Raw genomic sequence first — 20,916 nt, 5'->3', positions numbered from 1 at the left:
ACACCATGACCGATCACATGCATACCGAACGTTTCACCAGTGTCTGGGATGCCCTCGAAAGTTCGCCCCAGGAAGCCGCCAACATGCGCCTGCGCTCCAAGCTGATGCTGGAGTTGTGCAAGACCATCAAGGCCTGGGGCGTTTCGCAGAAGGAGGCCGCCAAGCGGCTCAACATCACCCAGCCGCGCCTCAACGACGTGCTCAGCGGCAAGATCAACAAGTTTTCCCTGGATGCGCTGGTGAATCTCTCCGACGCCGCGCATCTGGGCGTCGATATCCATTTCAGTCCGTCGGGCGCGGAACCTCTGGCATCCAGCTGATTCATACAAAGTCCATGACGGCCTGCTAGCCTCACGTAAGGACTACTTCCAAGAATCTCGCCCATGTTCGCGCGCCTGCTGTTTTCCTGCGGTCTGCTGCTGGCTGCTACGTCGGCCATGGCCATGACCATCTACAAATCCACCGACGCCAATGGCGTGGTGTCCTATAGCGATCGCCCGTCACCGGGCGCCCAGGTGTTCGTGTTTCGCGACCGCATGGTCGAGCACCTGGAGCGCCAGGTACGCCTGAATATCGAGAAGAGCTGGGGCGTGGACAGCGTCTACGTGCGCAACGACCTGTATGCGCCGGTGGAGATCGAGCTGGGCTTTACCGGCTTGAGGAACATCCGGGGCGGCCCCAGGCAACCGATTCGCCGGGTGTTGCCGGCCCGCAGCCGGCTGCGTGTGGCGCAGCTCAAGGCCACGCAGGCGGGCCTGCCGCTGATCTATGTGCCGCAGTTCCGTTACTCCCTGGGCGACCCTTCAGGCGCCTCCCAGGCCTATCGTTACCCGCTGCCCTGGCGTGGCGGCCCGTTTCGCCTGACCCAGGGCGCCAATGGCCGATACAGCCATTTCGGTCCCAAGAGCCGTTACGCGATGGACATCGCCATGCCCGAGGGCACCCCGATCATCGCCGCGCGAGGCGGGGTGGTGGTGAAGACCGAAAACGGCCAGACCGGCCGCGGTACCGACCCCTCCGGCAACTTCGTGCGGGTGCTGCACGAGGACGGCACCATGGGCGTGTACCTGCACCTCAAGCGCGGTTCGGTCAGGGTGCGCGAAGGCCAGCGCGTGGTGGTGGGCAGCCCGCTGGCGCTGTCGGGCAACACCGGCAACAGCAGCGGCCCGCACCTGCACTTCGTGGTGCAACGCAATACGGGGCTGGGGCTGGTGTCGATTCCCTATCAGTTCAACCAGCCCATCGGCAGCCTGCCAAATTTCGCGCTGGGCAAGAAGTAACGGGAATCGACAAGGGAAATCGCGAGCCGCCGGCTCGCGACAGGCCGCCAGGCGTGGCTCAGTCGAGCATCAACACCTTGGCCAGGACAATTTTCGGGCCTTTCATCTTCTTGATGATGATGCGCAGGCCTTCGACTTCCATGACCTCTTCTTCTTCCGGCACCCGTTTCAGGGTTTCGTAGACCAGGCCGGCGAGGGTTTCCGCCTCGATATGGTCCAGGTCGATGCCCAGCAGGCGTTCCACCTTGAACAGCGGGGTGTCGCCACGCACCAGCAGTTTGCCGGGCTGGTAGGCGAGGATGCCGCGCTCGGCCTTGCGGTGTTCGTCCTGGATATCGCCGACCAGCACTTCCAGCACGTCTTCCATGGTCAGGTAGCCGATGATTTTGCCGTCGGCTTCCTCCACCAGGGCAAAGTGCGAACCGCCCTTGCGGAACTGCTCCAGCAGCTGCGACAGCGGCATGTGCCGGGAGACGCGTTCCAGCGGACGGGTCAGCTCGGCCAGGTTGAACGACTCGGGAATATGGTCCAGCTCGGCCAGTTCCAGCAGCAGGTCCTTGATGTGCAGCAGGCCGACGAACTCGTTGTGCTCGCTGTCGTAGACCGGGTAGCGGCTGAATTTGTGGCGGCGGAACAGCGCGAGGATCTCCTTCAGCGGGGCGTTGAACTCCACGCTGATCAGGTCTTCCCGGGAGTTGGCCCAGTCCACCACTTCCAGCTCGCCCATTTCCACAGCCGAGGCCAGCACGCGCATGCCCTGGTCGCTGGGGTCCTGGCCGCGGCTGGAGTGCAGGATCAGCTTCAGTTCTTCGCGGCTGTAGTGGTGTTCGTGATGCGGGCCGGGCTCGCCCTGGCCGGCGATGCGCAAGATGGTGTTGGCGCTGGCGTTGAGCAGGTAGATCGCCGGGTACATCAGCCAATAGAACAGGTACAGCGGCACCGCCGTCCACAGCGACAGCAGCTCGGGCTTGCGGATGGCCCAGGACTTGGGCGCCAGCTCGCCGACCACGATGTGCAGGTAGGAAATGATGAAGAAGGCGGTGAAGAACGATACGGCCTTGACCACTTCCGGGGAGTCCACGCCCACGGCGCTGAGCAGCGGCGCCAGCAGGTGCGCGAACGCCGGCTCACCGACCCAGCCCAGGCCCAGGGAGGCCAGGGTGATACCCAGCTGGCATGCGGAGAGGTAGGCATCCAGCTGGCTGTGCACGGTGCGCAGGATCTGTCCGCGCCAGCCGTTCTTGTGGGCGATGGCCTCGACCCGGGTCGAGCGCAGCTTGACCATGGCGAACTCGGCGGCGACGAAGAAGCCGTTGAGCAGGACCAGGAGCAGTGCGAAAAGAATCATGCCGAAGTCGGCGAAAAGAGACGCGAGGGTAAAACCAGGGGAAGGGTCCATGATGGAGTTTTGCGGGTTCCGTGTAAGCGAAAAGAGAGAAACGCGCGGCCATGCCGGCAGGCGCGAGCCAGCCAATGTAGCGGCTGGCAGGGCGATTGCCTAGTGGCGCGTGGCTGTCACCGCTGGTCGGTCAGGCTGCCGGCACGGAATCTTTTCACCTGGGCGGGAGCGAAATGGCAGGTGAAGGTGCTGCCGTGCCCCGGCACGCTACTGATTTCCAGGCGTGCCCGATGGCGCAGCAGCACGTGCTTGACGATGGCCAGGCCCAGGCCGGTGCCGCCGGTGTTGGAGTTGCGGCTGGAGTCGACCCGGTAGAAGCGCTCCGTCAGGCGTGGCAGGTGCTTGTTGTCGATGCCGATGCCCGAATCCTGCACGCTCAGGTGCGCGCCTTGTTCGTCGCCCCACCAGCGGATGCGGATGCTGCCCTCGGCCGGGGTGTATTTCACGGCGTTGAACACCAGGTTGGAAAAGGCGCTGCGCAGTTCCGCCTCGCTGCCCTTGAGCTGGACCTGGGCATCGGCTTCCAGGGTGATGCGCTGGTTGCGCTCCCCGGACAGCGCCTGGGCGTCGCTCTTGATCGATTGCAGCAGCACGTCGATCGGCACCGGCTGGTTGTCCGACGGGTAGTCGGTGGCTTCCAGCTTGGCCAGCAGCAACAGGTCGTTGAGCAGGGTCTGCATGCGCCCGCCTTGCTGCTGCATCTGCTGCAGGGCGCGGCTCCAGCGCGGGTTCACCTCTTCGACGTTGTCGAGCAGGGTTTCCAGGTAGCCGCAGATCACCGTCAGCGGCGTGCGCAGTTCGTGGGAAACGTTGGCAATGAAATCCTTGCGCATCTGTTCCAGCTGATGGATGCGGGTCACGTCGCGCACCAGCATCAGGTGTTCGTTGTTGCCGTAGCGGGTGATGTACAGCTGGATGCGCACACGATCGTTGGTCGGCGAGGGAATTTCCAGCGGCTCGTTGTAATTGTCCTGCTCGAAATACTCCTTGAAGCGCGGATGGCGCACCAGGTTGGTCACGGGCTGGCCGCTGTCCTGCGGGGTCTTCAGGCCCAGCAGGGTCTCAGCGGCGCGGTTCCACCATTCCAGGTTGCCGTCGCTGTCGAGCATGATCACCGCGTCCTTCAGCGCCGCGGTGGATTCCTGGACGCGGTCGATCACCGCTTGCAGACGGCCGCGGACTCGTTGGTCGCGACGTTGCAGGTGGTAGATGCTGTCGAACACTTCACCCCACAGGCCGTAGCCGTCGGGCGGTGCTTCGTCGGGCTGGTGCAGGCGCAGCCATTCGTGCAGGCGCAGCAGTTGCTTGAGGGTCCAGGCCAGGTAGATCCCCAGGCCGATGGCCAGGCTCCAGCCGTAGTAGCCGCTGATCAGGCCGACCAGCAGGCAGCCGGTGACCAACAGCAGCATGTGGCGAATCAGGGTGCCATGCCAGTTCTGGTTCACTTAACACGCGTCCTTGTAAAGCGTCTGGCGAATGAGGGGACGTCAGGCCTTGGTGGAAAACCGGTAGCCGGTGCCGCGCACGGTTTGTACCAGATTCTCGTAGGCATCGCCCAAGGCTTTGCGCAGGCGGCGGATATGCACGTCGACGGTGCGTTCTTCGACATACACGTTGCCGCCCCACACCTGGTCCAGCAACTGGCCGCGGGTATAGGCGCGTTCCTGGTGGGTCATGAAGAACTGCAACAGGCGGTATTCGGTGGGGCCCATCTCGGCCGGTTTGCCGTCGATGGTCACGCGATGGCTGATCGGGTCCAGCAGCAGGCCGCCGACTTCGATCGGCGCTTCGCCGTCGGTCGGGCCGGCGCGACGCAGCACGGCCTTGAGGCGCGCGACCAGCTCGCGTGGGGAAAACGGCTTGGTGATGTAGTCGTCGGCGCCGACTTCCAGGCCCTGGATCTTGTTGTCCTCTTCGCCCTTGGCCGTGAGCATGATGATCGGGATGTCACCGGTCAGCTCATCGCGCTTCAGGCGGCGCGCCAGTTCGATGCCGGAGGTGCCGGGCAGCATCCAGTCGAGCAGGATCAGGTCGGGCTTGCGGTCGACGATGATGGCATGGGCCTGCTGGGAGTTCTCGGCCTCCAGGCAGTCGTAGCCGGCCATTTCCAACGCAACGGCGATCATTTCGCGAATAGGCGCTTCGTCGTCAACGATCAGAATGCTCCTGCCAACCATGCTCAATCCTCTTGTCATTTAACTGTCTTGCGCCGCATTAGATAACGGAATTATTGCAGTCGTGTGACAGTATTTTAGGTGCCGCGGCGAGGGCTGCATTCGTGGACTAAGCTTTGGGTCCGAATCCTGACAACCACAAGAGAAGGTTTCCATGACTCATCTGAAGCAATCCTGCAAAGCCCTGTTGGCAAGCGCCGCGCTGCTCCTGCCGGGCCTGGCGTTGGCCGCGGAGCCGGCGATGACCAAGGACGGCATGTTCGTCGACCACAAGGGCATGACCCTGTACACCTTTGCCAAGGATGCCGGCGGCAAATCCATGTGCAACGACAAGTGCGCCGCCAACTGGCCGCCGCTGATGGCCGCCAGCGGCGACAAGTCCATGGGCGAGTGGAGCGTCATCAAGCGTGACGATGGTTCCATGCAGTGGGCCTACGACGGCAAGCCGCTGTACACCTTCGTGATGGACAAGAAAGCCGGCGACATGACCGGTGACGGCAAGATGGACGGTGCCTGGAAGGTAGCCAAGCCTGATTGATACGGTGCTTTCATCGCGGGTAAGCCTCGCTCCTGTGTAGGATCGAGGCTTGCCCGCGATAACGATCTTCAGCGCAGCGCGTAATCCACGACTATCCCGACGAAGATCGCCAGCCCCGCCCAGTGGTTATGCAGGAACGCCTTGAAGCATTTCATCCGCTCGCGATCGCGGGTGTAGCGGAACTCCCAGACGAAACACCCGGCCGCCACCGCCAGGCCGAGGTGGAACCAGCCCCCCAGTTCAAAGCGCGCGCCCGCCAGCAACAGGCACAGCAGCGCCATGCCCTGCAGGGTCAGAATGATGACCCGGTCGGCGTCGCCGAACAGGATCGCGGTGGATTTCACCCCGATCTTCAGGTCGTCGTCGCGGTCGGTCATCGCGTAGTAGGTGTCGTAGCCCACCGTCCACAGCAGGTTGGCGATGAACAGCAGCCAGGCGGCGGCCGGCAGTTCGCCGGTTTCGGCGGTGAAAGCCATCGGGATACCCCAGGAGAAGGCCGCGCCCAGCACCACTTGCGGGTAATAGGTGTAGCGCTTCATGAAGGGGTAGGTGGCCGCCAGCGCCAGACCGCCCAGCGACAGCCAGATGGTGGTCGCGTTGGTGCACAGCACCAGCAGGAAACTGATGAACATCAGCACGGCGAAGAACACCAGGGCTTCCCGGGAGCGGATCTTGCCGCTGGCCAGCGGGCGCTGTTCGGTGCGCTTCACATGGCCGTCGACCTTGCGGTCGGCCCAGTCGTTGATCACGCAGCCACCGGCCCGGGTCAGGGTCACGCCAAGCACGAAGATCAGGATATTGGCCAGCGACGGCGAGCCTTTGCCGGCGATCCACAGGGCCCAGAGCGTCGGCCAGAGCAGCAGGTAGATGCCGATCGGCTTGTCCATGCGGGTCAGCTGGATAAAGTCCCAGGCGCGCGGATGCAGGCGGTTGAGGGATTTGAGCAGGCTCTGGTACATCAGCGGTTCTCCGGCTGGGCGCTGGCGGCGCTCCACAGGGTCGGCAGGAAAATTTCGGCGACCAGCACGCTCAGGGCGCCGCGGTCGAAGCGCGAACGCCGGGCCCAGAGGCGATCGGCGCGCACGTCGGCGGGCAGCCAGTGGCTCGGGTAATGACAGACCTCGATGGGGCGCCGCTCGAAGGCCTGGTCGCAGAACAGCAGTTCGCCCAGGGAACGGCTGCCCAGTTCGTCCATGTTCAACCCGCCGGCCTGCAGCGCACCGCGGGCCGCCACGCTGCGGGCGAATACCCAGGCCTGGCCGTGACCGCGCAGGTACACCTCGCGCACCCAGCCCTGGCTGGCGGGCGGCAGGTCCAGCGCGGCGCATTCGTCGGCGCGCAGGGTCTGCCAGCCCTCGACCAGCGGGGTCACGCTGAAGCCGTCATGGGAGAGACGGGTCAGGCGGCGAGTCAGCGAGCCTTCATCGAATAGCCAATCGAAGGTTCGGGCATCGGGGAGGGGCGCAAGCCGGCTTTGCGTAAGCCAGTCCGGGGTGGAAAGGGGGGACATTGAGTGCGGCACGGTGAGTCGTTATTGGCAGCAAATGAGGTCGCGAGCTTACCATGGCGACAGGCGACTTTACCGCAGCGCAGCGGCCGTCCGTGGCGAACAGGCTTGCATCATCCGGTACTCACCAGTACAAAACGCGCTGGACCGGGCGCGCCTTCGCGGCGCCATCCAGAGTCGATTCATCGACCATCCTGCCGGCAATAGCCTGAGAACCTGAGGAAACGCGTAAATGAAGAAGTGGCAATGTGTAGTCTGCGGCCTGATCTACAACGAAGCCGATGGCTGGCCAGACGACGGAATCCTGCCGGGCACCCGCTGGGAAGACGTGCCGGAAGACTGGCTCTGCCCGGATTGCGGCGTCGGCAAGATGGACTTCGAAATGATCGAGATCGGCTGATCGCGAGCGCTAAACCCCAAAACCTGAAGGAGTAAGGAATGAACGCACCTGTCGTCATCGTGGGCACCGGGCTGGCCGGTTACAACCTGGCCCGGGAGTTTCGCAAGCTCGATAGCGAAACGCCGCTGCTGCTGATTACCGCGGATGACGGGCGTTCCTACTCCAAGCCGATGCTGTCCACCGGCTTCGGCAAGAACAAGGAAGCCGACGGCCTGAGCATGGCCGAACCCGGCGCCATGGCCGAGCAACTGAAGGCCGAGGTGCGTACCCATACCCGCATCAGCGGCATCGACCCGGGCCACAAGCGCCTGTGGATCGGTGAGGAGGCTGTGAACTACCGCGACCTGATCCTGGCCTGGGGCGCGGAAACCCTGCGCGTGCCGGTGCAGGGCGATGCCGGCGAACTGATCTTCCCGATCAACGACCTGGAGGACTATGCGCGCTTTCGCGCGGCCGCGGCCGGCAAGCGTCGGGTGCTGTTGCTGGGTGCCGGGCTGATCGGCTGCGAATTCGCCAACGACCTGATCCTGGGCGGCTACGAAGTGGACCTGGTGGCGCCTTGCGAGCAGGTCATGCCGACGCTGCTGCATCCTGCCGCGGCCGCCGCGGTACAGGCCGGGCTCGAAAGCCTGGGTGCACGCTTCCACCTGGGGCCGGTGCTCAACCGCTTGCAGCGCACGGCGGATGGGCTTGAGGCCCATCTGTCCGATGGCCAGGTCATCGCCTGCGACCTGGTGGTGTCAGCGATCGGCTTGCGCCCGCGGATCGACCTGGCCGCCGCCGCGGGGCTGATGGTCAACCGTGGGGTCGTGGTGGACCGCCACCTCAAGACTTCCCACGCCAATATCTATGCCTTGGGCGACTGCGCGGAGGTCGATGGGCTGAACCTGCTGTACGTGATGCCCCTCATGAGTTGTGCGCGAGCGCTGGCACAGACCCTGGCCGGCAACCCGACGGCGGTCAGCTATGGCGCCATGCCGATCACCGTGAAAACCCCGGTCTGCCCGCTGGTGGTGTCGCCGCCACCGCGTGGCCTGGAAGGCGTGTGGACGGTCGAAGGGCAGGGCGCCGATATCAAGGCGCTGTGCCGCGACGCCAGCGGCAACCTGCTGGGTTATGCCCTGACCGGAGCGGCCGTCATGGACAAACTGGCCCTGAACAAGGAGCTTCCCGGCTTGTTGGCCTGAATACTGGTCGTTCTGTCGGAATAATCGTGCGTTTGCCACTACAAAGGTCGCGCAGAGACTGGCGCCACTCCCAACCGCGTGCCATCCTCACACCCGTCTGCCGCAGAGTAGAGCCTGCGGCGCCTTGGGCGCTGTTCCGGAAGAACAGCACGGACATAACAACAAAAAACCGTCAAAGAGGCTTCACTATGCGTAAACCAGAACTCGCTGCTGCAATTGCTGAAAAAGCGGATCTGACCAAAGAGCAGGCCAACCGCGTTCTCAACGCCGTTCTCGAAGAAATCACCGGCGCCCTGCATCGTAAAGACAGCGTCACCCTGGTCGGCTTCGGGACCTTCCTGCAACGTCACCGCGGTGCCCGCACCGGCAAGAATCCGCAAACCGGCGAGCCGGTGAAGATCAAGGCGAGCAACACCGTAGCCTTCAAGCCAGGCAAGTCCCTGAAAGACAGCGTCAATCCTTAACGGTTGCGAACTCCCCGGATAGTGGGGAGATCCGTATTGAAAAATGGGCAGGCCGAGTCAATCGGATGCCCATTTTTTATGGATGATCGTTCGGCATATAAGAAAGAGGAATGTACGGGGCAAGTTCCACGGTTGTAATTGCACTGTTCAAAAAATACCCAGCCGGATGACGAACTACTATCGTCAGTGCCATCATATTAGTGGCACTTTCTGAAGTTACCTCGGATTTTTACCTTGGAACTTTTTATAAAAGTTCAGAATTAAGATTATTCCCGACCCGGACTTTTCGAGACTGTCGGGGAACGCCCCTTAATCATTGAATCAATCTCTGGTTCATATTGCGCGGGGCTCTGGCACGAGGCTTCCGGTAACTCTGGTCGGAATAGGGATTCAACTGGCGGGCTAAGGGGACCCCCTGTCATATATAGGGCGATCTCTTACGCGCAGGTTATGACAGCTCGTCTTGTTGTTTCAGGGGATGCTTGCTAGTGGCCATCATACTGATTACGATGCGCGCTCTTGAAAGAGCAAGACTCAACCGGATGAGTAGCAGCAATTGCTCTTTGATACTGTCCAGCACGCATTGACTGTTTCGCGTGCGTATAGACCGTAATCACCAAAAAGGCCATGGATGTCCTACTCAAGCAAACTTTCCGCCCATTACCTCGACCTCGCTAAAGTCTCTATTTCCAAAGAGAATTTTGCGGGTGAGGACGTTCGCTTCTCCAGCGAATACGAGGCCCTGGAAAGCGAGCTGGGCAAAGCCCAATCCATTCACGAAAGCGGTCAGATCGACTGGCTGAAAATCCTCGAAAACAGCGAAGCGCTGCTGCGTACCCAGTCCAAGGATCTGCGGGTTGCCGCCTGGCTCACCTGGGCCTTGTATCAGCGCGAATCCTTTGCCGGCCTGCTGGCCGGCGTTGGTCTGCTGCAGCACCTGTGCGAACAGCATTGGGCGCAAATCCACCCCGCCAAACTGCGCACCCGGGCCGCCGCCATCGGCTGGCTGGTGCCGCGCCTCGAGCAGGTGCTGGGCGAGAACGTCGCGATCAAGGAGCAACTGCCGCTGTTCCGTCGCCTGGTGGAACACCTGGAAGGACTCGACGCCGCGCTCACCCAGCATCTGGGGGACGAGGCGCCTTTGCTGCTGCCGATCTGCCGGCGGTTGTCGACCATGGTCCAGCGCGCCGCCGATAACCAGCCCGAGCCTGGCGCGGTAGGAGCGGTGGTGGCGCAGGTCAAGCAAGCCGCGACCCAGCTGTTCACCCCCGGCGCGCCGATCGACAACGAGAAGGAAGCGCAGAAGGCCCTGCGCGCTTTGCAGGAAAACGCCCGCCCGCTGAGCGCCTGGTGGCTCAAGCAGAAAGCCACCGATGTCCGTGCCCTGCGCTTGAACCGCACCATGCTGTGGCTGCCCATCGATGCCGTTCCCGAGCGCAATGCCGAGCAGATCACCGCTCTGCGCGGGCTGCCGGCCGACAAGCTGAAGGTCTATCAGGAGCGTTTCGCCAACGGGCAATACGCCGACCTGCTGGTGGAGCTCGAAGCCAGCCTGACCCGCGCGCCGTTCTGGTTCGATGGTCAGCGCATGGTCTGGGAATGCCTGCAGGGGCTGAACGCCGACCAGGCGATGCGCGAAGTGGAGTTTCACTTCGCGCTCCTGTTGCAGCGCCTGCCGGGGGTGGTCGAGCTGCGTTTCCACGATGGTGCGCCGTTCGCCGACCCGGCTACCCGCGCCTGGATCAGCGCCCATGTCATGCCCCACCTGCAGAGCGCCAGCGCGCCACGCAAGGTCGAGACCAGCGCCAGCCAGCCGGCCTGGGAGGAAGCCCTCGAAGAAGTCTTGCCGATCCTGCGCAAGGACGGCCTCAAGGCCGCGGTGCAGATCCTCAAGCAAGGCCTGCAAAACGCCCATGGCGGGCGGGTACGGTTCTTCTGGCAGTTCAGCCTGGCGCGGCTGTGCTTCATCGCCAAGAAGTACGAGCTGGCCAAGACCCAGCTCGAAACCCTCGATCACGAATTACAGAGCTCGGGCCTGCATGCCTGGGAGCCGGATCTTGCGTTGGAAGTGCTGCACCTCCTGCATAGCTGCTGTGAGTTGTTGCCGCAGAACCACGCAGTGCGAGAACGCAAGGAAGAGATTTATCGCAGGCTGTGCCACCTCGACCTCGAAGTGGTACTCGAATAGGCCCCAGGGCCAACAACCGCAAGGAGAAAAGCCATGGCCAAAGAAGGCTCGGTAGCCCCCAAGGAACGCATCAACGTCACCTTCAAACCCGCCACTGGCGGTGCTCAGGAAGAGATTGAACTGCCGTTGAAGCTACTGGCAATCGGTGATTACACCCAGCGCGTGGACGAGCGCAAGGTGGAAGACCGCAAGCCCATCAGCATCGACAAAATGACGTTCGACGAAGTGCTGGCCAAGCAGGAGCTGAGCCTGACGCTGAGCGTGCCTAACCGTCTTCAGGAAGAGGGCGACACCGAAGAGCTGGCGGTCAAGCTGCGTGTCAACTCGATGAAGGACTTCAACCCGGCCAGCCTGGTCGAGCAAGTGCCGGAGCTGAAAAAACTGATGGAACTGCGCGACGCGCTGGTGGCCCTGAAGGGTCCGCTGGGTAACGCCCCTGCATTCCGCAAGGCCATCGAAGGCGTACTCGCCGACGACGAATCGCGCGGTCGCGTACTCGGTGAGCTGGGCCTGAACGCCGCAGCCACCGAAGCCTGAGCCCCCAGCAGTCAAGGAAGCCAACACTATGAGCACCAGTGCAGCACAACAGAAAAGCAATGAAGGCGAATACAGCATTCTCGACAGCATCATCGCCGAAACCCGCCTGACGCCGGACGACGAAGCCTACGACATCGCCAAGCGCGGTGTGTCGGCCTTCATCGAAGAGCTGCTCAAGCCGCAGAACGACGGCGAGCCGGTCAAGAAGGCCATGGTCGACCGCATGATCGCCGAGATCGATGCCAAGCTCAGCCGCCAGATGGACGAAATCCTTCACCACGAAGATTTCCAGTCCCTGGAGTCGGCCTGGCGCGGCCTGCAACTGCTGGTGGACCGCACCAACTTCCGCGAAAACATCAAGATCGAGATCCTCAACGTCTCCAAGCAGGACCTGCTGGACGATTTCGAAGACTCGCCGGAAGTCATGCAGTCGGGCCTGTACAAGCACATCTACACCGCTGAATACGGCCAGTTCGGTGGCCAGCCGGTGGGCGCGATCATCGCCAACTACTTCATGTCGCCAAGCTCGCCCGACGTGAAGCTGATGCAGTACGTGTCCAGCGTTGCCTGCATGTCCCACGCGCCGTTCATCGCTGCGGCCGGTCCGAAGTTCTTCGGCCTGGAAAGCTTCACCGGCCTGCCGGACCTGAAAGACCTGAAGGACCACTTCGAAGGCCCGCAATTCGCCAAATGGCAGAGCTTCCGCCAGTCCGAAGATTCGCGCTACATCGGCCTGACCGTACCGCGCTTCCTGCTGCGCAACCCGTACGACCCGGAAGAGAACCCGGTCAAATCGTTCGTGTACAAGGAAACCGTCGCCAACAGCCACGAGCACTACCTGTGGGGCAACACCGCGTATGCCTTCGGTACCAAGCTGACTGACAGCTTCGCCAAGTTCCGCTGGTGCCCGAACATCATCGGCCCGCAGAGCGGTGGCGCGGTAGAAGACCTGCCGCTGCACCACTTCGAAAGCATGGGCGAAATCGAAACCAAGATCCCGACCGAAGTACTGGTCAGCGACCGCCGTGAATACGAACTGGCCGAGGAAGGCTTCATCTCCCTGACCATGCGTAAAGGCAGCGACAACGCGGCGTTCTTCTCCGCCAGCTCGGTGCAGAAGCCGAAGTTCTTCGGCATCAGCGCCGAAGGCAAGGCCGCGGAGCTGAACTACAAGCTCGGCACCCAGCTGCCGTACATGATGATCGTCAACCGCCTGGCTCACTACCTGAAGGTGCTGCAGCGCGAGCAACTCGGTTCGTGGAAAGAACGTACCGACCTCGAGCTGGAACTCAACAAGTGGATCCGCCAGTACGTCGCCGACCAGGAAAACCCGAGCGCCGAAGTGCGTGGCCGTCGTCCGCTGCGCGCCGCGCAGATCATCGTCAGCGATGTGGAAGGCGAGCCGGGCTGGTACCGCGTCAGCCTGAACGTGCGCCCGCACTTCAAGTACATGGGTGCCGACTTCACCCTGTCGCTGGTTGGCAAGCTGGACAAAGAGTAACCAGGAGCAAGGTCATGACCGGATACGGCAGCCTTTTCGAACGCCTGAGTGGCGAGGCCGACAAACGTGTCGGCTGGAGCCGCGAGGTTTCCGCCATGGCGTCGGTGGCTGCCCATCTGGGCAAGATGCTCAGCACCCGTGCGGGCAGCGTGCAGACGCTGTCCGATTACGGGTTGCCCGATCTCAACGACATGCGCCTGAGCCTGCACGATGCCCTGAGCCAGGCCCGCCTGGCCATCGAAAGCTTCATCGAAGCCTACGAGCCGCGTCTGAGCAATGTGCGTGTCGTTTCCCTGCCGCGTGATCACGATCAGCTCAAGCTGGCTTTCAACATCGAAGGCCTGCTTGAGGTGGACGGGTTCAAGCGCCAGGTCAGTTTTTCCGCGCGCCTGGATGGCAGCGGTCAGGTCAAGGTCAGCTAAGGGAAGGAAAGGACGATGTCAGGTAAACCCGCAGCACGCGTCAGCGACCCTACCGCCTGCCCGCTCCCCGGCCACGCCACCAACCCGATCGCCGCCGGCTCCGGCGACGTGTTTTTCGACAGCCTGCCGGCTGCTCGCCAGGGCGATGCCTCGGCCTGTGGCGGCGCCATGTCCGGCGGCCTGGCGACCACTGTGCTGATCAATGGCAAGGCGGCGGCGACCGTCGGCTCGGTGGGCACCCACGGCAACACGGTCACGGCCGGTTCGGGGACGGTGTTTATCGGCGATGCGCATTCGCCGGCGTCGTTTGTGGCACCGCTGCCTTTGGTGCTTCCAGGGTTTGACGCGCAGTTTCAACTAAAGAATGGCCTGGGCAATCCCTTGGCAAACACCAAGTATCTGATTCGCAGACAGGATGGTTCGCTGGAGAGCGGAGTGAGCGATGAACACGGTCTGACTCATCGGCTTGCTGCGCATAAGTCATCGGAAAAGATCGAAGTCTTTATTGAGAATTAAGGAGTGGAGTTCATGGCCGAACCCGAAAAACTTAATAAAGACGGACAGGACTATGTAAAGGCCGGCGCCGGTGCGAGTACGCAGACTGTCGATACCCAGCCTATAGAAGTGAAGTTCTGTCGTTGCACTGGAAAGGAAGTGACGACCGTGACGGGTTATGACGCTGTTCCCAGTTATACGGGAGAACTGCCATCTCCTTTGCAGATCATGTGGTATGTACCGAAGACGAAAGAACTGCTCAAGACAAGTTTTTCCGATACGGAAATACGGGTCTGGATAAAGCAGGCGGCTGCTTATCATGGCGTTCCCCATATTTTGTTGGCGTTGATCCTGCAACAGGAAAATGGTCCCAACGGCAGTAAGTTTCTCCAGGCCATGCAGTTTGGCGAGCGCTCGCTGACGACGTTTCTGGCGATTGTCGACAGCGTGGCCTTTGACCTCGTTCCCGACAAAGGGGCGGGCGGCTCCAGCGGTTTTGCCAACATGAGCCGGGCGACCCTGCAGAACTCGGTGAAATACACCGAAAACTACTACTGCAAAAAGCCCATGCCGGAAGATGTTCAGTACCGCATCTTTGGCTGGGATCAAGACACGCGCATTCCTGGCGACGACTGGAAGGCCGATCTCTACTACGCCGCGGGCCATCTGCGTGAACTCATCGACCGGGTGACGGGTACGCGCTGTCACCACGGCGCGTTGACCCAGGAACAGCTGAAAAAGGTGGTCGCCGGTTACAACGGTTCCGGGCCGAAAGCGGAGAAGTATTCAAGTGATGCCATGGCATTGCTTGAAAAAGCCAAGGCGGGGACGGCACGGCTGTATTTCTATGAAAAATAAATGGTCTCCCGCAAGGATTAGCAAATGGGTTGTTGTCGCTGCAGTTCTAGTGCTGCTGGCGGCCACGAATCTGTTTTCCAACGCTTTTATGATGTTGATGGATCGCGACAACTTTATTCCTGCGCAATCGTCGATTTTTTCATTCGAGCCTTATGAAATAAATCAGGGGTCGTCGAATTACTGGATATATGGCCAAGACCGCAAAAATTATTATTACTTCTCTTACGAGTCGTCGAGTCCTTATCTGTTTATTTCCAAGTCGAATGATTGTCCGATGTTTAACCGGCAGGACTACACCACTTGGTGTAGTGCCCAGAAAGGTAGCGCACAGTGAAAAGCATTTGGCCGGAAAGAGCGTTGTTTGTGCGCCTTTGTACTTTGGCTTGCGCGGGGCTTTTTCCGAAAACTTTCAGCGGCGCAAGCCTCGTCGGTGCGAGCCATGGGTGGCCCATGAGTTTTTCTAAGGGGCCGACGCCAGTCATCGCGGCGCCCTCCAGGACGGTTTTTTCGTGAGATCCATTACCAGGCAGGTAACCCGTGTCCTTTAACCACTACTACCAAAGCGAACTCACCGCGCTGCGCCAGCTGGGTCGCCGTTTCGCCGAGCGTAGTCCGGCCCTGGCGCCGTTTCTCGGCCAGGCCGGGCGGGACCCGGATGTGGAGCGTCTGCTCGAAGGTTTCGCCTTCCTCACCGGCCGCCTGCGGCAGAAGCTCGACGACGAGCTGCCGGAGCTGAGCCATTCGCTGATGCACCTGTTGTGGCCCAACTACATGCGGCCGCTGCCGGCGTTCAGCATCCTCCAGTTCGACCCGCTGAAGCAGTCCGGGCCGGCCCTGCGGGTGGAGCGCGACACGCCGGTGGAGAGCGAGCCGATCGATGAGGTGCGCTGCCGCTTCCGCACCTGTTATCCGACCGAGGTCCTGCCGCTGGACCTGACGGCGCTGAATTATTCGGTGAAAGGCGATGGCGCGTTGCTCAGCCTGCGCCTGGAGATGAGCTGCGACGGTCACCTCGGCGAGCTGAACCTGAGCCGCCTGCGCCTGCACCTGGCCGGCGAGCGCTACATCAGCCAGATGCTCTACCTGAGCCTGCTGCGCAACCTCGAAGGCATCGAGCTGGTGCCGCTGGGCATGGATGGCAGGCCATTCCCCGGGGTCAACGGCGACGCCATGTCGTTCAAGATGCCGGGCAACCGCGTGCAGCCGGTGGGGTTCGCCGAAGAGGAGGCGTTGATCCCGTATCCGCTGAACACCTTCCGCGGCTATCGCTACCTGCAGGAGTATTTCGCCTTCCAGGACAAGTTCCTGTTCGTCGACCTGAACGGCCTCGACTTGCTCAAGGCGCTGCCGGAAGAGACCCTCAAGCAGTTGCACGGCCTGGAAGTGCGCTTCGACATTCGCAAGAGCGGCATCCAGCGCCTGCGCCCGACCCTGGACAACGTGAAGCTGTACTGCACGCCGATCGCCAACCTGTTCAAGCACGATGCCCTGCCGATCCGCCTCGATGGCAAGCAGGACGAATACCTGCTGCTGCCGGCCGAGTACGACCTGGAAAACTGCGGTGTGTTCTCGGTGGAAGGCGTGACCGGCTGGAAGCCGGGTGGCCTGGGTTACCAGGAATATGTGCCGTTCGAGTCCTTCGAGCACGACCCGAGTTTCGACGTGCCGCAAAGCCGCCCGCACTACAGCATCCGCCAGCGTTCCTCGCTGCTGCACGACGGCCTGGACACCTACCTGAGCTTCGGTATCCGCCATACCGAGGCCCACGAAACCCTGTCCATCGAGTTGACCTGCACCAACCAGAACCTGCCGCGCCGGCTCAAGCTGGGCCAGATCAACCAGGCGTGCGAGGAAACCCCGGAGTTCCTCAGCTTCCGCAATATCACCCCGGCCACCTCGAGTTACGCGCCGCCGCTGAACCGCGATTTCCTGTGGAAGCTGATCAGCAACATGTCGCTCAACTACCTGTCACTGGCCAACGTCGATGCGCTCAAGGTGATCCTCGAGACCTACGACCTGCCGCGGTACTACGACCAGCACCTGGAAAAGGTCAGCAAGCGCTTGCTGGGCGGGCTCAAGTCGATCCGCCACGAGCATGTCGACCGGCTGCACCGGGGCCTGCCGCTGCGTGGCTTGCGCACCGAGCTGACCATCGATCCGGAAGGCTATATCGGTGAGGGCGACATGTTCGTCTTCGCTTCGGTTCTCAACGAGTTTTTCGCTCTTTACGCCAGTCTCAACTCGTACCACGAGCTGCGGGTAAAAAGTACACAGGGAGAGGTGTACCAATGGACACCACGCATGGGGCTTCAGCCCCTGCTCTAAGCGGGCTGACCCGGGTCATCCGCGAGTACTCGCTGTTCCAGGCCGTGTTGCTGGTAGTGGACCGGCTGCGCGACTCGCACCCGGGCCTGAGCGAAGAGGATCTCTACGACCAGCTGGAATTCCAGGCCAACCCGAGCCTGGGTTTCCCCGGCAGCGATGTCGATCGCGTGGAGTTTTTCGAAGAGCACGGGCAGATGCGCGCGCGCCTGCGTTTCAACCTGATCGGGCTGTTCGGCTCCGGTTCGCCGTTGCCGGCGTTCTACGGCGAGCAGGCCCTGGGCGACAGCGAGGACGGCAACCCGACCCGCAATTTCCTCGACCTGTTCCACCATCGCCTGCAGCGGCTGATGCTGCCGATCTGGCGCAAGTACCGCTACCGCGCCAGCTTCAAGAGCGGTGCCATCGACCCGTTCTCCGCCCAGCTGTTCGCCCTGATCGGCCTGGGCGGCGAAGACATCCGCAAGGCCAAGGAGCTGAACTGGAAACGCCTGCTGCCGTACCTGGGCCTGCTCAGCCTGCGCGCCCACTCGGCGGCGCTGATCGAGGCCGTGCTGCGCTACTACTTCAAGCACGCGGACCTGGTGATCGAGCAATGCATCGAGCGCCGGGTGGAGATTCTCGAAGAGCAGCGCAACCGCCTGGGCCGCGCCAACAGCCAGCTGGGCGAGGACCTGGTGCTGGGCGAGCGGGTGCGCGACCGCAGCGGCAAGTTCCGCATCCATATCCGCCAGCTCGACTGGCAACGCTTCCACGAATTCCTGCCGATCGGTTTCGGCTACCAGCCGTTGTGCGCGCTGGTGCGGTTCACCCTGCGTGACCCGCTGGACTACGACATTCGCCTGGTCCTGCGCCAGGAAGAAATCCGCGAACTGCGCATCGGTGAGCAGAACGCCTGTCGCCTCGGGTGGACCAGTTGGCTGGGCCGCGAACGCGCGGACGGCGTGGTGACCCTGGGCAGCAAAATTCATTAAGGACAGATGACATGATCAACGTAGACCTGCAGCAATTGATCCAGGCGCTGGACGCTGAGACCCGCCGCGACCTGGAAAGCTCCGCCGAACGCTGTGTCGCCCGGGGCGGCAGCAAGATCCTCGTCGAGGACCTGTTGCTGGGCCTGCTGGAGCGCCCGCAAGGCCTGCTCGCCCGTGCGCTGCAGGACGCCGAGGTGGATGCCGGCGAGCTGAGCGCGGCCCTGCAATCGCGGGTCGAGCACAGCGCCTCGCGCAACCCGGTGTTCGCCCCGGAACTGGTGCAGTGGCTGCAGGACGCCTTGCTGGTGGCCAACCTCGAACTGGGCCAGAGCCAGGTCGAGCAGGCGGCGCTGATCCTCGCGCTGCTGCGCAACCCGCTGCGTTATGCCGGGAGCCGTTACCAGCCGCTGCTGGCCAAGCTCAACATTGAACGCTTGAAAGGCTTTGCCCTGTCGCAGAAGGAAGAACCGGCCAGCGGCAAGCCCGCCGCGCCTGGTGAATCGTTGTTGCAGCGCTTCACCCACAACCTGACCCAGCAGGCCCGCGAGGGCAAGCTCGACCCGGTGCTGTGCCGCGACGGCGCGATCCGCCAGATGGTCGACATCCTCGCCCGGCGGCGCAAGAACAACCCGATCGTGGTCGGCGAGGCCGGCGTGGGTAAAACCGCGGTGGTCGAAGGCCTGGCTTCGCGCATCGCCGCCGGCGAGGTGCCGCAGGTGCTCAAGGGCGTCGAACTGCTGGCGCTGGACATGGGCCTGTTGCAGGCCGGCGCCAGCGTCAAGGGTGAGTTCGAGCGCCGCCTCAAGGGCGTGATCGACGAGGTCAAGGCCTCGCCCAAGCCGATCATCCTGTTCATCGACGAAGCCCACACCCTGATCGGCGCCGGTGGCAATGCCGGCGGTTCCGACGCGGCCAACCTGCTCAAACCGGCGCTGGCCCGTGGCGAACTGCGCACCATCGCCGCCACCACCTGGGCCGAGTACAAGAAATACTTCGAGAAAGACCCGGCCCTGGCCCGGCGCTTCCAGCCGGTACAGTTGCACGAGCCGACCGTCAGCGAGGCGGTGACCATCCTGCGTGGCCTGGCCCAGGTCTACGAGAAGAGCCACGGTATCTACCTGCGTGATGACGCGGTGGTGTCCGCGGCCGAACTCTCGGCCCGCTACCTGGCCGGCCGCCAGCTGCCGGACAAGGCCGTGGACGTGCTCGATACCGCCTGCGCCCGGGTGCGCATCAGCCTTGCTGCCGCCCCGGAAAGCCTGGAGCGCCTGCGCGGTGAACTGGCCGAGGGTGGTCGTCAGCGCCAGGCCTTGCGCCGCGACGCCGAAGCCGGCCTGGCGATCGACCAGGAAGCCCTGGAGGCGCTGGAGGCGCGCCTGGACGAGGCCGAAAGCGAAAAGGTTGCCCTGGAAAGCCTGTGGACCGAGCAGAAGCAGCTGGCCGAGCGCCTGTTGCAACTGCGCCAGCAACTGGCCAAGGCGCGCGAGGCCGCGGCGCTCGAGCCGGTGATCAGCGTCGAGGAAGACGCCGAAGGCACGGTGATCGAAACCCTCGCCGCCGACGTCGAGGAAGGCCAGAGCGTCGAAGCGCTGGAAGCCGAACTGCACCAGACCCACAGCGCCCTGACCGCGGCGCAGGCCAAGGAGCGCCTGGTCAGCTTCGAAGTCTGCCCGCGCCTGGTGGCCGAGGTGATCAGCGCCTGGACCGGCGTGCCGCTGGCGCAGCTGGCCCGTGAACACAACGCCAAGGTGGCAAGCTTCGCCACCGACCTGCGCGCACGGATCCGTGGCCAGGAACAGGCGGTGCATGCCCTGGACCGCTCGATGCGCGCCACCGCCGCCGGCCTGAACAAGCCGGACGCGCCGGTGGGCGTGTTCCTGCTGGTGGGCCCGAGCGGCGTCGGCAAGACCGAAACCGCCCTGGCCCTGGCCGACCTGCTGTACGGCGGCGATCGCTTTATCACCACCATCAACATGTCCGAGTTCCAGGAGAAGCACACCGTGTCGCGCCTGATCGGCGCGCCGCCCGGCTACGTCGGCTACGGCGAAGGCGGCATGCTCACCGAGGCGGTGCGGCAGAAGCCGTATTCGGTGGTGCTGCTCGATGAAGTCGAGAAGGCCGACCCGGACGTGCTCAACCTGTTCTATCAGATCTTCGACAAGGGCGTGGCCAACGACGGCGAAGGGCGCGAGATCGACTTCCGCAACACCCTGATCCTGATGACCTCGAACCTGGCCAGCGACCGCATCGCCGCGCTGTGCGAGAACGGCGAGCGGCCGAGCGCCGAGACCCTGGAAGAAACCATCCGCCCGGTCCTGAGCAAGCACTTCAAGCCAGCGCTGCTGGCGCGCATGCGCGTGGTGCCGTACTACCCGGTGGGCGGCCCGGTACTGCGCGAGCTGATCGAAATCAAGCTGGGTCGCCTGGGCGAGCGCCTGAACCGGCGTCAGCTGGATTTCAGCCACTGCCAGAACCTGGTGGATCACCTGGCGGAACGCTGCACCCAGAGCGAAAGCGGCGCGCGCCTGATCGACCATCTGCTCGACTTGCACGTCCTGCCGCTGGTGGCCGACCGCCTGCTGGACGCCATGGCCAGCGGCGAGACCCTCAAGCGCGTGCACGCGACGCTCGACAGCAGCGGCAGCGTGACCTGCGAGTTCGCCTGAGGTG

At 62.9% G+C, this 20,916-nt stretch carries 20 protein-coding genes; 15 read left to right on the top strand and 5 right to left on the bottom strand.

The window, feature by feature from the left end; all coding sequences use genetic code 11:
* Positions 1 to 5: 5 nt before the first annotated feature.
* Positions 6 to 320 carry a helix-turn-helix domain-containing protein gene (locus tag TO66_RS31105; protein WP_044465812.1) on the top strand — a complete coding sequence of 105 codons (315 nt, stop codon included), beginning with the start codon at positions 6 to 8 and terminating at the stop codon, positions 318 to 320.
* Between the two features lie 63 nt (positions 321 to 383).
* Positions 384 to 1,280: a M23 family metallopeptidase gene (locus tag TO66_RS31100; RefSeq protein ID WP_044465811.1), complete on the top strand. Its 897-nt coding sequence runs from the start codon at positions 384 to 386 to the stop codon at positions 1,278 to 1,280.
* A gap of 58 nt (positions 1,281 to 1,338) precedes the next feature.
* On the opposite strand, the gene TO66_RS31095 is transcribed toward TO66_RS31100, so the two are convergent.
* The 3 genes from TO66_RS31095 to phoB all read right to left on the bottom strand — a co-directional run bounded on the left by TO66_RS31095 (position 1,339) and on the right by phoB (position 4,856).
* Entirely contained in the window at positions 1,339 to 2,679 is a 1,341-nt protein-coding gene (locus TO66_RS31095; RefSeq protein WP_044465810.1) for a hemolysin family protein, read from the bottom strand.
* Positions 2,680 to 2,795: 116 nt separating this feature from the next.
* The gene (phoR, locus tag TO66_RS31090; RefSeq protein WP_044465809.1) at positions 2,796 to 4,124 is read right to left on the bottom strand and encodes a phosphate regulon sensor histidine kinase PhoR; all 1,329 of its coding nucleotides are present in this window, start codon (positions 4,122 to 4,124) and stop codon (positions 2,796 to 2,798) included.
* A gap of 42 nt (positions 4,125 to 4,166) precedes the next feature.
* Positions 4,167 to 4,856: a phosphate regulon transcriptional regulator PhoB gene (gene phoB / locus TO66_RS31085; protein ID WP_007896474.1), complete on the bottom strand. Its 690-nt coding sequence runs from the start codon at positions 4,854 to 4,856 to the stop codon at positions 4,167 to 4,169.
* 151 nt (positions 4,857 to 5,007) lie between these two features.
* Here phoB and TO66_RS31080 point away from each other — a divergent pair, with 151 nt between their 5' ends.
* Positions 5,008 to 5,391, top strand: a complete 384-nt coding sequence (locus TO66_RS31080) for a hypothetical protein (protein ID WP_044465808.1) — start codon at positions 5,008 to 5,010, stop codon at positions 5,389 to 5,391.
* 68 nt (positions 5,392 to 5,459) lie between these two features.
* On the opposite strand, the gene ubiA is transcribed toward TO66_RS31080, so the two are convergent.
* Both ubiA and TO66_RS31070 read right to left on the bottom strand, forming a co-directional pair.
* Positions 5,460 to 6,350, bottom strand: coding sequence for a 4-hydroxybenzoate octaprenyltransferase (gene ubiA, locus TO66_RS31075; RefSeq protein ID WP_044465807.1), 891 nt, complete (start codon positions 6,348 to 6,350; stop codon positions 5,460 to 5,462).
* On the bottom strand, positions 6,350 to 6,913 hold the full coding sequence (locus tag TO66_RS31070; protein ID WP_044465806.1) for a chorismate lyase: 564 nt from the start codon (positions 6,911 to 6,913) through the stop codon (positions 6,350 to 6,352). Before TO66_RS31070 ends, ubiA begins: the two co-directional genes overlap by 1 nt.
* Before the next feature lie 217 nt (positions 6,914 to 7,130).
* On the opposite strand from TO66_RS31070, the gene TO66_RS31065 reads away from it, so the two are divergent.
* The 12 genes from TO66_RS31065 to tssH all read left to right on the top strand — a co-directional run bounded on the left by TO66_RS31065 (position 7,131) and on the right by tssH (position 20,912).
* Entirely contained in the window at positions 7,131 to 7,298 is a 168-nt protein-coding gene (locus TO66_RS31065; protein WP_007930291.1) for a rubredoxin, read from the top strand.
* A 38-nt stretch (positions 7,299 to 7,336) separates the two neighbouring features.
* Entirely contained in the window at positions 7,337 to 8,485 is a 1,149-nt protein-coding gene (locus TO66_RS31060; RefSeq protein ID WP_044465805.1) for an NAD(P)/FAD-dependent oxidoreductase, read from the top strand.
* Positions 8,486 to 8,673: 188 nt separating this feature from the next.
* The gene (locus TO66_RS31055; RefSeq protein ID WP_003213368.1) at positions 8,674 to 8,949 is read left to right on the top strand and encodes an HU family DNA-binding protein; all 276 of its coding nucleotides are present in this window, start codon (positions 8,674 to 8,676) and stop codon (positions 8,947 to 8,949) included.
* Between the two features lie 631 nt (positions 8,950 to 9,580).
* Positions 9,581 to 11,137 (top strand): type VI secretion system protein TssA, encoded by a 1,557-nt coding sequence (gene tssA, locus TO66_RS31050; protein ID WP_044465804.1) that lies wholly within the window; start codon positions 9,581 to 9,583, stop codon positions 11,135 to 11,137.
* Between the two features lie 33 nt (positions 11,138 to 11,170).
* A complete protein-coding gene (tssB, locus tag TO66_RS31045; RefSeq protein ID WP_007930286.1) occupies positions 11,171 to 11,674 on the top strand; it encodes a type VI secretion system contractile sheath small subunit in 504 nt (167 codons plus the stop codon).
* A gap of 28 nt (positions 11,675 to 11,702) precedes the next feature.
* Entirely contained in the window at positions 11,703 to 13,175 is a 1,473-nt protein-coding gene (gene tssC / locus TO66_RS31040) for a type VI secretion system contractile sheath large subunit (RefSeq protein ID WP_044465803.1), read from the top strand.
* A gap of 14 nt (positions 13,176 to 13,189) precedes the next feature.
* Positions 13,190 to 13,597 (top strand): type VI secretion system baseplate subunit TssE, encoded by a 408-nt coding sequence (tssE, locus tag TO66_RS31035; RefSeq protein ID WP_007930282.1) that lies wholly within the window; start codon positions 13,190 to 13,192, stop codon positions 13,595 to 13,597.
* 15 nt (positions 13,598 to 13,612) lie between these two features.
* Positions 13,613 to 14,113: a PAAR domain-containing protein gene (locus TO66_RS31030; protein WP_044465802.1), complete on the top strand. Its 501-nt coding sequence runs from the start codon at positions 13,613 to 13,615 to the stop codon at positions 14,111 to 14,113.
* A 12-nt stretch (positions 14,114 to 14,125) separates the two neighbouring features.
* Positions 14,126 to 14,950, top strand: coding sequence for a hypothetical protein (locus tag TO66_RS31025; RefSeq protein WP_227698248.1), 825 nt, complete (start codon positions 14,126 to 14,128; stop codon positions 14,948 to 14,950).
* A 537-nt stretch (positions 14,951 to 15,487) separates the two neighbouring features.
* On the top strand, positions 15,488 to 17,275 hold the full coding sequence (gene tssF, locus TO66_RS31015; RefSeq protein ID WP_044465800.1) for a type VI secretion system baseplate subunit TssF: 1,788 nt from the start codon (positions 15,488 to 15,490) through the stop codon (positions 17,273 to 17,275).
* Positions 17,239 to 18,246: a type VI secretion system baseplate subunit TssG gene (gene tssG, locus TO66_RS31010; RefSeq protein ID WP_044465799.1), complete on the top strand. Its 1,008-nt coding sequence runs from the start codon at positions 17,239 to 17,241 to the stop codon at positions 18,244 to 18,246. The genes tssF and tssG overlap by 37 nt, the downstream gene beginning before the upstream one ends.
* An 11-nt stretch (positions 18,247 to 18,257) precedes the next feature.
* Complete coding sequence (gene tssH / locus TO66_RS31005; RefSeq protein ID WP_044465798.1) at positions 18,258 to 20,912, top strand: type VI secretion system ATPase TssH; 2,655 nt, start codon at positions 18,258 to 18,260, stop codon at positions 20,910 to 20,912.
* The last annotated feature ends 4 nt before the right edge of the window (positions 20,913 to 20,916 follow it).

The sequence above is a fragment of the Pseudomonas sp. MRSN 12121 genome, assembly GCF_000931465.1.
GTDB lineage: Bacteria > Pseudomonadota > Gammaproteobacteria > Pseudomonadales > Pseudomonadaceae > Aquipseudomonas.
The sequence above is the reverse complement of the archived record's forward strand: the minus strand, read 5'-3'. Positions and strand labels throughout refer to the sequence as shown.

Coding starts and splice junctions, on each gene's coding strand:
- TO66_RS31100 (WP_044465811.1), top strand. CDS start 384: ATGTTCGCGCGCCTGCTGTTTTCCTGCGGTCTGCTGCTGGCTGCTACG.
- phoB (WP_007896474.1), bottom strand. CDS start 4,856: ATGGTTGGCAGGAGCATTCTGATCGTTGACGACGAAGCGCCTATTCGC.
- TO66_RS31030 (WP_044465802.1), top strand. CDS start 13,613: ATGTCAGGTAAACCCGCAGCACGCGTCAGCGACCCTACCGCCTGCCCG.
- ubiA (WP_044465807.1), bottom strand. CDS start 6,350: ATGTACCAGAGCCTGCTCAAATCCCTCAACCGCCTGCATCCGCGCGCC.
- tssC (WP_044465803.1), top strand. CDS start 11,703: ATGAGCACCAGTGCAGCACAACAGAAAAGCAATGAAGGCGAATACAGC.
- tssH (WP_044465798.1), top strand. CDS start 18,258: ATGATCAACGTAGACCTGCAGCAATTGATCCAGGCGCTGGACGCTGAG.
- tssG (WP_044465799.1), top strand. CDS start 17,239: ATGGACACCACGCATGGGGCTTCAGCCCCTGCTCTAAGCGGGCTGACC.
- TO66_RS31060 (WP_044465805.1), top strand. CDS start 7,337: ATGAACGCACCTGTCGTCATCGTGGGCACCGGGCTGGCCGGTTACAAC.
- TO66_RS31055 (WP_003213368.1), top strand. CDS start 8,674: ATGCGTAAACCAGAACTCGCTGCTGCAATTGCTGAAAAAGCGGATCTG.
- tssE (WP_007930282.1), top strand. CDS start 13,190: ATGACCGGATACGGCAGCCTTTTCGAACGCCTGAGTGGCGAGGCCGAC.
- tssA (WP_044465804.1), top strand. CDS start 9,581: ATGTCCTACTCAAGCAAACTTTCCGCCCATTACCTCGACCTCGCTAAA.
- TO66_RS31105 (WP_044465812.1), top strand. CDS start 6: ATGACCGATCACATGCATACCGAACGTTTCACCAGTGTCTGGGATGCC.
- TO66_RS31065 (WP_007930291.1), top strand. CDS start 7,131: ATGAAGAAGTGGCAATGTGTAGTCTGCGGCCTGATCTACAACGAAGCC.
- TO66_RS31025 (WP_227698248.1), top strand. CDS start 14,126: ATGGCCGAACCCGAAAAACTTAATAAAGACGGACAGGACTATGTAAAG.
- TO66_RS31095 (WP_044465810.1), bottom strand. CDS start 2,679: ATGGACCCTTCCCCTGGTTTTACCCTCGCGTCTCTTTTCGCCGACTTC.
- TO66_RS31080 (WP_044465808.1), top strand. CDS start 5,008: ATGACTCATCTGAAGCAATCCTGCAAAGCCCTGTTGGCAAGCGCCGCG.
- tssB (WP_007930286.1), top strand. CDS start 11,171: ATGGCCAAAGAAGGCTCGGTAGCCCCCAAGGAACGCATCAACGTCACC.